Origin of the sequence: Sulfurovum sp. (assembly GCF_041562805.1) — a bacterium.
GTDB lineage: Bacteria > Campylobacterota > Campylobacteria > Campylobacterales > Sulfurovaceae > Sulfurovum.
On record NZ_JBFFOH010000070.1, the window covers coordinates 1 to 11635 of the forward strand.

14 protein-coding genes and 1 pseudogene are annotated in these 11635 nt (G+C 37.7%); 6 read left to right on the plus strand and 9 right to left on the minus strand.

Features of this window, described 5'->3' with window-relative positions; all coding sequences use genetic code 11:
- The 4 genes and pseudogenes from ABYK33_RS09170 to ABYK33_RS09185 all read right to left on the minus strand — a co-directional run.
- Window positions 1-202 (minus strand): annotated as a pseudogene (locus tag ABYK33_RS09170) (primosomal protein N'); the annotation flags it as partial.
- Between the two features lie 114 nt (window positions 203-316).
- On the minus strand, window positions 317-679 hold the full coding sequence (locus ABYK33_RS09175) for a type II secretion system protein (protein WP_373032852.1): 363 nt from the start codon (window positions 677-679) through the stop codon (window positions 317-319).
- A 64-nt stretch (window positions 680-743) separates the two neighbouring features.
- Window positions 744-1073 (minus strand): type II secretion system protein, encoded by a 330-nt coding sequence (locus tag ABYK33_RS09180; RefSeq protein WP_373032853.1) that lies wholly within the window; start codon window positions 1071-1073, stop codon window positions 744-746.
- A gap of 424 nt (window positions 1074-1497) precedes the next feature.
- Entirely contained in the window at window positions 1498-1854 is a 357-nt protein-coding gene (locus ABYK33_RS09185) for a type II secretion system protein (RefSeq protein ID WP_373032854.1), read from the minus strand.
- Between the two features lie 444 nt (window positions 1855-2298).
- On the opposite strand from ABYK33_RS09185, the gene ABYK33_RS09190 reads away from it, so the two are divergent.
- Window positions 2299-3300: a GGDEF domain-containing protein gene (locus ABYK33_RS09190; protein WP_373032855.1), complete on the plus strand. Its 1002-nt coding sequence runs from the start codon at window positions 2299-2301 to the stop codon at window positions 3298-3300.
- A gap of 43 nt (window positions 3301-3343) precedes the next feature.
- On the opposite strand, the gene ABYK33_RS09195 is transcribed toward ABYK33_RS09190, so the two are convergent.
- Window positions 3344-3565 (minus strand): hypothetical protein, encoded by a 222-nt coding sequence (locus ABYK33_RS09195; RefSeq protein ID WP_373032856.1) that lies wholly within the window; start codon window positions 3563-3565, stop codon window positions 3344-3346.
- A gap of 17 nt (window positions 3566-3582) precedes the next feature.
- On the minus strand, window positions 3583-3801 hold the full coding sequence (locus ABYK33_RS09200; RefSeq protein WP_373032857.1) for a hypothetical protein: 219 nt from the start codon (window positions 3799-3801) through the stop codon (window positions 3583-3585).
- Window positions 3802-3895: 94 nt separating this feature from the next.
- On the opposite strand from ABYK33_RS09200, the gene uvrB reads away from it, so the two are divergent.
- Genes uvrB through ABYK33_RS09220 form a run of 4 tightly spaced genes read left to right on the plus strand, consistent with a single transcriptional unit; the run spans window position 3896 to window position 9200 of the window.
- The gene (uvrB, locus tag ABYK33_RS09205) at window positions 3896-5869 is read left to right on the plus strand and encodes an excinuclease ABC subunit UvrB (protein ID WP_373032858.1); all 1974 of its coding nucleotides are present in this window, start codon (window positions 3896-3898) and stop codon (window positions 5867-5869) included.
- Between the two features lie 48 nt (window positions 5870-5917).
- Entirely contained in the window at window positions 5918-8005 is a 2088-nt protein-coding gene (locus tag ABYK33_RS09210) for an RNA degradosome polyphosphate kinase (protein WP_373032859.1), read from the plus strand.
- Window positions 8005-8529 (plus strand): gamma carbonic anhydrase family protein, encoded by a 525-nt coding sequence (locus tag ABYK33_RS09215; RefSeq protein WP_373032860.1) that lies wholly within the window; start codon window positions 8005-8007, stop codon window positions 8527-8529. Before ABYK33_RS09210 ends, ABYK33_RS09215 begins: the two co-directional genes overlap by 1 nt.
- 17 nt (window positions 8530-8546) lie before the next feature.
- A complete protein-coding gene (locus ABYK33_RS09220; protein WP_373032861.1) occupies window positions 8547-9200 on the plus strand; it encodes an EI24 domain-containing protein in 654 nt (217 codons plus the stop codon).
- Window positions 9201-9203: 3 nt separating this feature from the next.
- On the opposite strand, the gene ABYK33_RS09225 is transcribed toward ABYK33_RS09220, so the two are convergent.
- The 3 genes from ABYK33_RS09225 to rpe form a co-directional block, all read right to left on the minus strand.
- Window positions 9204-10001 carry a 3'-5' exonuclease gene (locus tag ABYK33_RS09225; RefSeq protein WP_373032862.1) on the minus strand — a complete coding sequence of 266 codons (798 nt, stop codon included), beginning with the start codon at window positions 9999-10001 and terminating at the stop codon, window positions 9204-9206.
- Window positions 9985-10575 carry a phosphoribosylanthranilate isomerase gene (locus ABYK33_RS09230; RefSeq protein WP_373032863.1) on the minus strand — a complete coding sequence of 197 codons (591 nt, stop codon included), beginning with the start codon at window positions 10573-10575 and terminating at the stop codon, window positions 9985-9987. The genes ABYK33_RS09225 and ABYK33_RS09230 overlap by 17 nt, the downstream gene beginning before the upstream one ends.
- Window positions 10576-10663: 88 nt before the next feature.
- Window positions 10664-11305: a ribulose-phosphate 3-epimerase gene (gene rpe, locus ABYK33_RS09235; protein WP_373032864.1), complete on the minus strand. Its 642-nt coding sequence runs from the start codon at window positions 11303-11305 to the stop codon at window positions 10664-10666.
- A 265-nt stretch (window positions 11306-11570) separates the two neighbouring features.
- On the opposite strand from rpe, the gene ABYK33_RS09240 reads away from it, so the two are divergent.
- The coding region (locus tag ABYK33_RS09240) for a bL28 family ribosomal protein (RefSeq protein ID WP_373032865.1) at window positions 11571-11635 on the plus strand (65 nt) is incomplete at its 3' end.

The following is an 11635-nucleotide window of genomic DNA, read 5'->3' on the forward strand; positions in this document are numbered from 1 at the left end:
CGTTACTGTAACGCTTATCTGAAACAGAAGCTATCTCTGCTGTTTTAAACTCAGGCTTTTCTACCTCTACTATAACCACAGCGTCTTTAAGCGTTGTTTTTAAAGGTACAGAAACAATTGAACCTGTAGATAAGTGATCTTGGCATGCATACGTCAAGTCAGGTGCACTTGAACGAAGAAGCAATATTTTATAATAGTTCACTATGAATTAACTCTTTATATAAATTTTATTCACTAAAGTATACCCCTAAAAGAGTACTTCTAACCTTTAGTCAGAGTTTATTCCACTCAAAAATATACGAATAAAAAAAGTATCTTATAAGCCTAAATAGCTACAGCCAGAGGTACAATCTAATTTATTTCTAGACAATGTAAGTACAGTAGTACCAGATGGACCTACATAAGTGAATACATTTCCATCTCTAGACCAATCAGAATCTAATCCATACTGCAATAAGTCTTCAGCTGCAGACCCATTAATATCAGTAAAAACACCTCTCAAAATACTTTTTTGCCGTTCCGTAGCAATAGCAGAACGCAAAGCACCTACTGTGGCTATAGCTCTGGTCTCTTCTGCATCATCTCTAGTAGCTGCTAGTTTTGGAATTGCAATCGCCGATAATATCCCTATCACTACGATTACAAAAACCAATTCAACCATTGTAAATGCTTTTTTCATAACACCCCTTCATATTTTTAAATTTCTAAGTTCAAATTATTATATCATAAAAAAAGATCATTTCTTAACGAATTACCTGTGTCCCTTTATATACATGGTCTCCATTTAATGAATCATCTACATTTTCAATATGAACATTATCTCCAACAAACGTTATACTAGCTCCATCAGCTTTTGCCTCTACACAAGAATCATAATCATCTATAGTCGGTACTTGTCCTTTGCCTTTGTAGGAAGATACTAAATCAGTAATACAAATCTTTGTATTCGCCATCAGTGTTGAATAAGTTGCATCATCTCTAGTCGCTGCCAATTTTGGGATAGCTACCGCTGCCAAAATACCTATAATAACAATTACAAAGATCAATTCTATCATAGTAAATGCATTTTTCATTATTTCCCTTTTATAATGCAGATTTAATATTATAAGTATTACATAAAAATGTCAATAAAATGTCAATTATTTTATATGTAATGTATAAAATTGGTGAACGAAGAAAACTCTTACAATACGCGATAAGCTAAATCATAGACCTAGAAAATACTGAATTACAGAATACCTTATGAAGTATTTTTCAAATAATTTGCTAAATATTTAGCTGCTTGGTTTAGGTGAAATACATTCAATGATTAGAATTAGCGGAGGAAAAATTATAAAAAGTAGTACTAGGTTACTATTCTATAAAATTTGATACTTTTTTAATAAAAACTGATATAACTGTTATGTTTTTTCAGGTGCTAACTGCCCCTATATCTAAACATAATCTCAGGCTCGTGGTTGTGAGCTGCTGGAGATTATGTCTAGCAAAACAATTACGTTATCGAGTTACTCGTGAACCCTTCATAGGTGATTTACCATGTAGTCCTGCAGCAACAGCCGCTGCATTAGTAGTACTCACATCCATATCATTACCTGAAATAGAAATTGTTGTCAAAGCATCTGCATTTGCATCTACACATGCAGGAATACCTGTTAGAACAGGATCTGCTCCCGTTGACTGATATTCTGATATTGCATCAGTAACACATGTTTTGATGTTTGAAATCAATGCAGAATCCAATGCATCATCTCTAGTTGCTGCCAATTTAGGTATTGCTACTGCTGCCAAAATTCCGATAATTACAATTACAAAGATCAATTCGATCATTGTGAATCCGCGTCTCATGTTATTCATGATTAACTCCTGTTAAAATGTTTTAGTATCAGTTCAGTAACCGACCTAAGAGAAGTATACTGAAAAAATGTCAAAAAATGTCAAAAAATGTCAAAAAACAATAAATATTTCTAAAAAGTATCATTTTTTTACAATCAATTCATAATATTTATCTATAAATCTATGTAATATTACAATAAACCATGCTAGTATAGAGATAAGTATCTTATGTGCTAGATATGTATATCAGATGTAAATGCTTACTATAATGGTAGCTATTCATATTAATTATAGTGATACAGACATTCCTGTGCATTTGATTTAAACCATACAAAATGTTATGATATTATTTATGATTTTGGTGGACAGCGAATTCAAAGGTAACCTCATGAAATAGGATAACCCTACAAATTTCTCTCTAGAAACTGCCTTTCATCTATTCATTATATATAATAAGGAAACATTATGCAAAAAGAATGGTCATCATTTAGAATCACATTGGTACTTTACTTTGTCGTCCTTCTACTGCCTTTTAGTTTTTATTTTGTTTATACATCATTTGAAACGATGCAAAATGACACAAAAATCGTACGCCAAAGTTCTTGGACAGCTGGTGCTATCTCGAATTTGGCACTCACTGCAAATAATAAAAGCTCCCAACAAATGATCAAAGATATTGACACTACCCTTCAAAATATCTCTTTATGGGTGATTCAAAATAATACATCCAACCTATATATAGGTACAAAATCACTTTCACAAGATTTCACACAAGTTATGACATGCTGGGATAACTATAGAGAAATTCTTTCTCAACAGGAGACAATGGCTCTCAGGGAACAGGCTCTCCAATGCTGGGAAAAAGCAGACTCTCTGGCTGTCATTGTGGAAAAAATGGTTTATCTCAAACAAAAGAAGATGATCAACCTATTCTATTTTTCACTTACTACAACAATGCTGCTTATACTCTTGATCATCTACATAGTAAGAATCTATATCCATAGACAAATGAAAAAGCATAACATACATGACCATGAGACCAAACTATATAAGAAAAAATATTTTATGTCAGAACTCAAAATAACTTGTAGTAGATCTGCAAGACATAACTACCCACTCTCTATGCTATGTGTATCGATTGATAATTTTGAAAAAAAGAATAAAACATACAATAATAGAACAAAAAGAAATACGCTTAAAGTATTTGGTATTTTGATACACTCTTTAGTACGTGATGGTGATATTGCCTGTCGATATGATGAAAATCATTTTTTTCTATTATTACCATTTACAGAACAAGAAAACGCATTGATCTTAGAGGAACGTATACGTCAAACTCTGGAAAAAGATAATTGGATAAGAAGTAAAAAAATCGTATTTAAGTTTAAAACAACAGAATTTGATAAAAAAGAGTCAGAAGAAACACTTATAGCACGTACATTAGATGGCTGTGAGTTGAGAGGATAAATGGGGTGGGTGGGCATATGCCCACCAAGAAGATCATTTTTATCTAAATTCCATCCAAAGTTTCAATAAGCAGTTCGATCTCATCTTCATAAGAGGTAGCCTGTTTGGCTAAACGCAGATAGGCTTTAAGCAGCTTATCCGGCTTGTTATCTTGATGTAAATTTACTCCTGCCTCTTCTAGGTCTTTGTTTACAAAGTCCGCAAAAGCATCTTCTAGTTTTATCTCATAACGATTTCCTGAAACAGTAAGTCCTACATTCTTCATGGTATTCCTTTATGGGCTTAGGCTAAGAGTGATTCGACCTGTGCAATGATCTTTTCGATCTCTGTATCTTTCTCTTCAAGTTCACGTTTAAGTGCTGCTATTTGCGCCTCTTGTGCATTTTGAGATCCAGATACATTTGAAAGTTCAACTTTGAGTTGTACATTTTCACTTTTAAGGGCTTCATGATCCACTCTCCACTGTTCTATTTTTTCCTGTAATTTTTGTAATGCTGACATTTCATACTCCGTTTCTTAATTATATTGAACATATTTTTCTTTGTGTTATAATAGCGAAAATTTAAAAAAAAACAACATAAAGTAGAGGTTTATTTTGCCAAATTTCACGGTATCAAGTCCATACCAGCCTGCCGGTGACCAACCTGCCGCAATAGAGACCCTCAGTAACTCCATAGAAGCAGGTAATCAATACCAAACGTTACTAGGAGTTACAGGTTCAGGTAAAACCTATACCATGGCAAAGGTGATAGAAAAAACCAAAAAGCCAACCCTCATTATGACACACAACAAAACATTGGCAGCACAACTCTACTCAGAGTTTAGGAGTTTTTTTCCTAACAACCATGTCGAATACTTTATCTCTTATTATGATTACTATCAGCCTGAAGCCTATTTACCACGACAAGACCTTTTTATAGAAAAAGACTCTTCTATAAATGAAGAGTTGGAACGTTTACGTTTAAGTACTACAGCAAACCTTCTTTCACATGATGATGTCATTGTCATCGCTTCTGTGTCTGCCAACTACGGATTGGGTTCTCCTGATGATTACCGTTCCATCGTACAGAAACTTTGTGTAGGTGACGAATACAATCAGAAAGCACTACTACTCAGACTGGTAGATATGGGATATAAACGTAATGATGAGTTTTTCGACAGGGGTGATTTTCGTGTGACAGGTGAAGTTATAGACATTTATCCTGCTTACTCTGAAGAGTTTGCCATACGCATAGAGTTTTTTGGCGACGAGATAGAAGATATTTATGAATTTAACTCACTTACGGGAGAGAAAGAAGACGGGCTGAAAGAGGCTACCATCTACTCAGCCAATCAGTTCATCGTCTCCAAAGAAAAACTCGCCCTTGCAGTCAAAAGCATTGAAGAAGAGTTGGCTGATAGGCTTGCATACTACCAAAAAGAAGACCGTATGATAGAGTACAACCGTCTTAAACAGCGTACTGAGTTTGACTTAGAGATGATAGAAGGCACAGGTATGTGTAAAGGCATCGAAAACTACTCTCGCCACCTTACAGGAAAAAAAGTAGGTGAGACGCCCTACTCCATGATGGACTACTTTGAAGCCATGCATGATGATTACCTTGTCATCGTAGATGAGTCCCATGTTTCTTTACCTCAGTTTAGAGGGATGTATGCCGGAGACAGAAGCCGTAAAGAAGTACTCGTTGACCATGGCTTCAGACTGCCCTCTGCGCTGGACAACCGACCATTGATGTTTGATGAGTACATTCATAAAGCCCCTCACTTTTTGTTTGTTTCTGCTACTCCTGCGCCACTTGAGCTTGAACTTTCATCTGCCGTAGCCGAACAAGTTGTACGACCGACAGGACTGCTTGACCCACCAATAGAAGTCATAGACAGTACCTATCAGGTAGAAAATCTGTTTGACCGTATGAAACCTGTTATAGAAAAAGGGGAGCGTGTACTCATTACCGTGTTGACCAAAAAAATGGCCGAAGAGCTTAGTACCTACTACAACGATCTTGGACTCAAAGCACGTCACATGCACTCGGACATGGATGCGATAGAACGTAACCAAACCATACGTTCATTACGTTTGGGTGAGTTTGATATTTTGATAGGGATCAACCTGCTTAGGGAAGGTCTTGACCTGCCGGAAGTGAGTCTGGTAGCCATACTTGATGCAGACAAAGAAGGTTTTTTACGTTCAAGAACCGCACTCATACAAACTTCAGGAAGGGCAGCCAGAAATGCCAACGGGCGTGTCCTTATGTATGCTAAAAGAATCACCGATTCCATGCAATTCACCATTGACACCACGCAAGCAAGACGAGAAAAACAAATAACGTACAATAAAGCACATGGTATCACACCTAAAACCACCCTGAGAGTCCTTGACACAGACCTTAAAGTTGAAGATGCAGGAGAACTCTACAACAAAGCTTCAAAAATGGACAAAATGCCAAAAGCAGAGCGACAACAACTGACCAAAGAACTCAAAGCCAAGATGCTTGCTGCTGCAAAAAACTTGGATTTTGAAGAAGCTGCCAGACTGCGTGACCAGATAGCAAAAATCAAAAAATTGTAGGTTTTTGCTATAATACGCGTAAAATATAATATTATATAGGCAATTCTCATGGCTTTAGACCTCTCTTCATCACAACTTTATTTTAACCGTGAACTTTCATGGCTACAGTTTAACTCACGTGTTTTGGCACAAGCACTGGATGAACAACTCCCTCCACTTGAACGTCTTAAATTTCTTGCTATCTACGGAACAAACCTTGATGAATTTTATATGATACGTGTTGCAGGACTTAAAGCTCTATTTAAAGCAAGAGTACAGGAGACCGGGCCGGACAAGCTCACTCCAAGTCAACAACTTGAAGAGATACATGGGTACCTGCATAAAGAACATAAAGTTTTAGAGTCATGTTACACTTCTATCATTTCAGAACTTCATACCCATGGAGTAAACGTAAAGAACTATGAGGCCCTCAACAAAGAAGAACAAGAGGAAATAAAAGAAAAATTCTTTCACGAGATCTATCCTGTGATCATCCCTATAGCCGTAGATGCCACACACCCTTTTCCTCATCTGAACAACCTGAGTTTTGGTTTGGCACTGACACTGGAAGATGATTCTAAACATATAAAACACGGTCTTGTGCGTATCCCGAGAATACTTCCTAGGTTTGTACAGTTAGGACAAACATTTATTCCCATAGAATCTGTGGTTGAATACTTTGCCTCTGAACTTTTTCCTGGTTTTAGTCCACTGGCCTCTACGCCTTTCAGGGTCACAAGAAATGCAGATATCGAGATAGAAGAGGAAGAAGCAGATGACTTTCTAGAGATCCTTCAAGAAGGTTTACGTTCCAGAAACAAAGGTTCGCTTATACGTCTTGAACTCATCGATGGCGCAGATGCAGATCTTATAAACTTTTTACTCTCTCACCTCAACCTTGACAACAAAGACATTTACTCTTACAAGAGTCTTTCTCTCAATCTAGGTAGTCTTTGGCAGATCGTGGGGGACAAAGCACTCTCTCATCTTGTGCTACCTACTTTTGCACCAAAGATACTACCTCCGTTAAACAATGAGAATATCTTTGAGGCTATTGAGAAACAAGATGTTCTGCTTTATCATCCTTTTGACAGTTTTGAACCTGTAGTTCAATTCATCAAACAAGCTGCTGCAGACCCGGAAACAATTACCATACGTATGACACTCTACCGTGCAGGACCTAAGTCTCCTATCGTTAAAGCACTCATAGATGCCGTACGTGACGGGAAACAGGTCATGGTACTTGTCGAACTCAAAGCAAGATTTGATGAAGAGAACAACTTACGTTGGGCAAAAGCACTTGAAGATGCCGGAGCACATGTAGTGTATGGTATACCTGGGCTCAAAGTACATGCTAAGATCGCACAAGTGATCAAGAGACAGGGTGGAAAACTTAAAAGTTATGTACATCTTGCAACGGGAAATTATAACCCTAGTACATCAAAGATCTATACCGACATGTCATACTTTACAACAAAAGATATTTTTAGTACAGATGCCACGCACTTTTTTCACTTTTTGACAGGTTTTTCTACCCATACAAAGTTAGATACGCTCTTCATGTCACCTACCCAGATCAAACCAAAGCTCATCAAGCTTATAGAAAAAGAGTGCAAACACGGAACGCAAGGGCATGTCATACTCAAAGCCAACTCTTTAGTTGACGCAGATATCATCCAGGCACTCTACATTGCTTCCCAAAAAGGATGTAAGGTCGATCTTATCATCCGTGGTATATGTTGTTTAAAACCAGGCATCAAAGGTATCAGTGAAAACATTACTGTCTCTTCGGTCATAGGAAAATACTTAGAACATGCACGTGTTTACTTTTTTAAACATGACAAGTTCAAATGCTACATCTCATCTGCGGACCTCATGCCACGTAACCTTGTGAGACGTGTAGAGCTCATGACCCCTATCTTGGAAGAAACACTCACCCAAAAGATAGAGCAGATTTTAATGTTACAACTTGCAGATAATTCCTTACGATGGGAACTCCAGGAAGATGGAAATTACACTAAAGTACCTTCTCTAGGTAAAAAAATAAACAACCAGTGTGTCTTAGAAGAGTATGTAAACAAGATCCATGATAAAACAAAAAAAGAGACACCAAACTACGTAAGCCGTTTGGCCAACCGTATATTGAAGGATAGTTAATGATATTAAAACTTAAAGAATGGACACCGAAACTTGGTCCAAATGCCTGGATAGCAGAAGGCTCTTCTGTTATAGGACGTGTGACTATGGGAGAAGACTCTGCTGTATGGTTTGGATGTGTGGTACGAGGTGATGTACATCACATTACCATAGGAGACAGAACCAATATCCAAGACCTCAGTATGGTACATGTAACACATCATAAAAAAGCAGATATGTCAGATGGTCACCCTACGGTGATAGGTAATGATGTCACAGTAGGTCACCGAGTTATGCTGCATGGCTGTACCATAGAAGATGCCTGCCTCATAGGTATGTCAGCTACTATACTTGATGGAGCGGTCATTGGCAAAGAGTCTATCGTAGGTGCTTCTGCACTGGTAACCAAAAATAAAGTCTTCCCTCCCAGAAGTCTCATCATGGGAAGTCCTGCAAAAGTTGTACGAGAATTAACGGACGAAGAAGTCACAGAACTCTATGCCTCTGCACAACGTTATGTCAGTTTTAAAAATGAATATCAGTAAAAAGGCCATAGTAAAGAATGAAACAAATCATAACTAAAAGTTTACAGGACATACTCTCTAAAGATGTCATCCTGTTCGTACTCAAAATGGGATTGATCTCACTGGCTGTTACTTCTCTGCTGACATGGAATCTTTGGGATACATTTAACACTCTTATATCTTCATATCTTTCATGGATACCGTGGGAATGGTTACAAACTTCAGGTGCATCAGTAGCAACCTTTTCATTAGCCTATATGCTTTTTATCATCATCGTATCGCTGCTTACTTCATTGTACAGTGAGAAGCTACTCATCTCCTTGGCAAAAAAACGTTATCCTGATGTTCCCGTAGTCGGCAGTGCCAATATCACTACCTCTATTCTTTTAACACTTAAAGCCAGTATCATTTTTCTACTGCTCTTTATGATCACATTGCCTTTACTTTTTATCCCCATGTTTGGTCAGGTCCTGGTACTCTACTTGTGGTCTATCTTACTGAAGGAACCCACCATTTATGATGTGGGAGCACTCTTCATCAATGATAAAAAAGTACTGAAAGAAAAAAAGAAAAAAACAAGGATTTTGGCTATGATAGCTGCACTCTTTAACTATGTACCCTTAGTCAATATCTTTGCTCCGGTATTTGCACAAATACTCTTTTTACACCATATACTAGGGAAAGAAAAATAAAGTTTATTTACTTTGTTTTTCTTTTTTCACTCTTCTCTCTTTTTTACTTGAAATGGAAAAACGCAGTAACTCATCTGCACTATTAACATACTCTGGCAGTGTCTCTAAACTCTTTTCCATCACTTTTGCAGCACATACAGCATCACTAAAAGCACGATGATGTGTGGCAGTCTCTATCTCTAGAAAGTCTATAAGATAGGCAAGCCCATAACGTTCACTCTCAAAAGTCCGCTTTGCCAATTCAATCGTACAGAGTTGGGGGTTACCGATAGCCCCTAAACCGAATCTGTCAAACGAGGCATTCAAAAAATTATAATCAAAATGTGCATTATGCGCTACAAATATAGCATCACCCATAAAGTGACGTAATGCAGTTAACGCTGCTTTTCTTGTAGGTGCTCCCATAAGATCTGTGGGTTCAATACCTGTGATCTTAGTAATATATTCCGGTAAAAAAGCACATTCAACAAAGGTTTCAAAACGGTCTATCACTTCACCGTTCTGTAACATCACTGCACCGATCTCGATCACTTGAGATGTCCCGGGCTTAGACCCATTGGTTTCTATATCTATGACACAATAACGTTGTTCTTTATGTGATGTAAAACATGTCTCAAGTCTATAGTCGTTATCTTCTAGTTGTGTTATAGGATAGCCAGAGGCTTGAAGAAGGAAAAAGATTATTTCCGCATCTTCCAGTAGTGTAGTATGTTTGGTAACGATCTGTTTATATTGTTCTTCATGCAACACTCCGTCATTTTTACGAAATGCTGTGGTTAGTTCTTCAAAGACTTTTTGCATTAGCTATAAACTGTTTCACTTTTCTAGGATCTTTTTTTCCTTTAATCGATTCTACACCTGAACTTACATCTACAGCGTAAAAACCAAGTTGTTTAACTTGGACTACGTTCTCAGGAGTTAAGCCTCCTGCTAAAATGATCTTAGAGCAGTCCACGCCAGTGAACCATTCAAGATTCAGACGCTTTCCTGTACCGCCATATGCTTCACTGTAAGCATCGACCAAGCGATATCTGTTTTTAAATCGTGTGATATCTTCCGGCCCTTTAGCGCGGACTACAGGAAGAGTTTGTAACCCGATGGCATCCAAAGACTCTTCATCTACATCAAAATGGATCTGCGCACGTGAAATATCAGAGTATCTACACACTGTGTCTATCGTCTCTACCCCCTCATTCACAAAAAGCCCCACTCTTTCCACAAAAGGGGGAAGTTGATCGATGATTCTTTTCGCTGCTGCAGGCGTAATGTAACGTGGTGATTTATTATAGAAAACAAACCCCAATGCATCCGCCCCACACTCTACAGCATGTAAGGCATCTTTCAAATTGGTAATTCCACAAATTTTTACTCTCATTATACATTCTCCTTCAGAAGGAACAAAGTCCCTTCTGAATTCCTCTCACTGAAGCTTCGTCTACGATTCAGATACATACTCTTCCCCCTTATTTTAATGCAGAAATTGCTTTCTCTATACCCTCTGGATGTTTATATACAAACGATCCAGCTACTACAACATCAACACCTGCCGTCTCTAACTCTTTTACATTTTTATCATTCACCCCGCCATCTACTTCTATCAAACATTTTGGGTTTCTCTTCTCTATCAATGCTTTCAGGCGCTGTGCTTTTTCCACAACCGAAGAAATAAACTTTTGCCCACCAAAACCCGGGTTAACACTCATAAGAAGCACCATATCTACATCTTCAATTAAAAACTCTATCGCTTCAGGTGGTGTATGTGGATTCAACGTAATAGCAGGGCGTATACCCAACGCACGTATTTTCTGTATGAGTCTATGGGGATGCTTCTCTTCTTCAATGTGAAAAGAGATAAATTCCGGTTTCAAAGGTGCGAACAGGTCAACAAAAAATGAATTATTCTCCACCATAAGGTGTATATCCAAAGGTTTGGTTGCCGCTTGTGCTACTGCTTCAACTACGACAGGTCCTACCGTAAGATTAGGTACAAAATGCCCATCCATCACATCAACATGTACAAGGTCACATCCACCTTCACAAATGGCTGCAACATCACGAGCCAAATGCCCAAAATCAGCGGAGAGTATACTTGGAGCTACTAACATAAATGTCCTCTTGTATTATTTTGATTTATTATAGCAAAATCAAACTTGTGACCTAGTGCCAAACTGCAAGGATATCCATATCAAGACTTTCAAAAGAGTGCTTTGTTTGGATTCATTTTCTCTTCCCAATGTAAAACAAAGAAGAAGCAGCGACACCTTAAGCAAATTTTATGCTCGAATTGTCTATAATCCCACAAAATATTCATCGTTTTACACTGAACTTTTAAAAAAGTGTACATGAGACGATTAACTTAAAGGACATACTATGGCAAGAAGATGTGACATTACGGGTAAAGGCCCATTAACAGGAAACAACGTTTCTCACGCAAA

Excerpts from the sequence above, each read along its gene's own strand:
- ABYK33_RS09225 (WP_373032862.1), bottom strand. The coding sequence starts at position 10,001 with ATGCAAAAAGTCTTTGAAGAACTAACCACAGCATTTCGTAAAAATGAC.
- ABYK33_RS09180 (WP_373032853.1), bottom strand. The coding sequence starts at position 1,073 with ATGAAAAATGCATTTACTATGATAGAATTGATCTTTGTAATTGTTATT.
- ABYK33_RS09220 (WP_373032861.1), top strand. The coding sequence starts at position 8,547 with ATGAAACAAATCATAACTAAAAGTTTACAGGACATACTCTCTAAAGAT.
- ABYK33_RS09200 (WP_373032857.1), bottom strand. The coding sequence starts at position 3,801 with ATGTCAGCATTACAAAAATTACAGGAAAAAATAGAACAGTGGAGAGTG.
- ABYK33_RS09210 (WP_373032859.1), top strand. The coding sequence starts at position 5,918 with ATGGCTTTAGACCTCTCTTCATCACAACTTTATTTTAACCGTGAACTT.
- ABYK33_RS09230 (WP_373032863.1), bottom strand. The coding sequence starts at position 10,575 with ATGAGAGTAAAAATTTGTGGAATTACCAATTTGAAAGATGCCTTACAT.
- ABYK33_RS09190 (WP_373032855.1), top strand. The coding sequence starts at position 2,299 with ATGCAAAAAGAATGGTCATCATTTAGAATCACATTGGTACTTTACTTT.
- ABYK33_RS09175 (WP_373032852.1), bottom strand. The coding sequence starts at position 679 with ATGAAAAAAGCATTTACAATGGTTGAATTGGTTTTTGTAATCGTAGTG.
- rpe (WP_373032864.1), bottom strand. The coding sequence starts at position 11,305 with ATGTTAGTAGCTCCAAGTATACTCTCCGCTGATTTTGGGCATTTGGCT.
- ABYK33_RS09185 (WP_373032854.1), bottom strand. The coding sequence starts at position 1,854 with ATGAATAACATGAGACGCGGATTCACAATGATCGAATTGATCTTTGTA.
- ABYK33_RS09195 (WP_373032856.1), bottom strand. The coding sequence starts at position 3,565 with ATGAAGAATGTAGGACTTACTGTTTCAGGAAATCGTTATGAGATAAAA.
- ABYK33_RS09215 (WP_373032860.1), top strand. The coding sequence starts at position 8,005 with ATGATATTAAAACTTAAAGAATGGACACCGAAACTTGGTCCAAATGCC.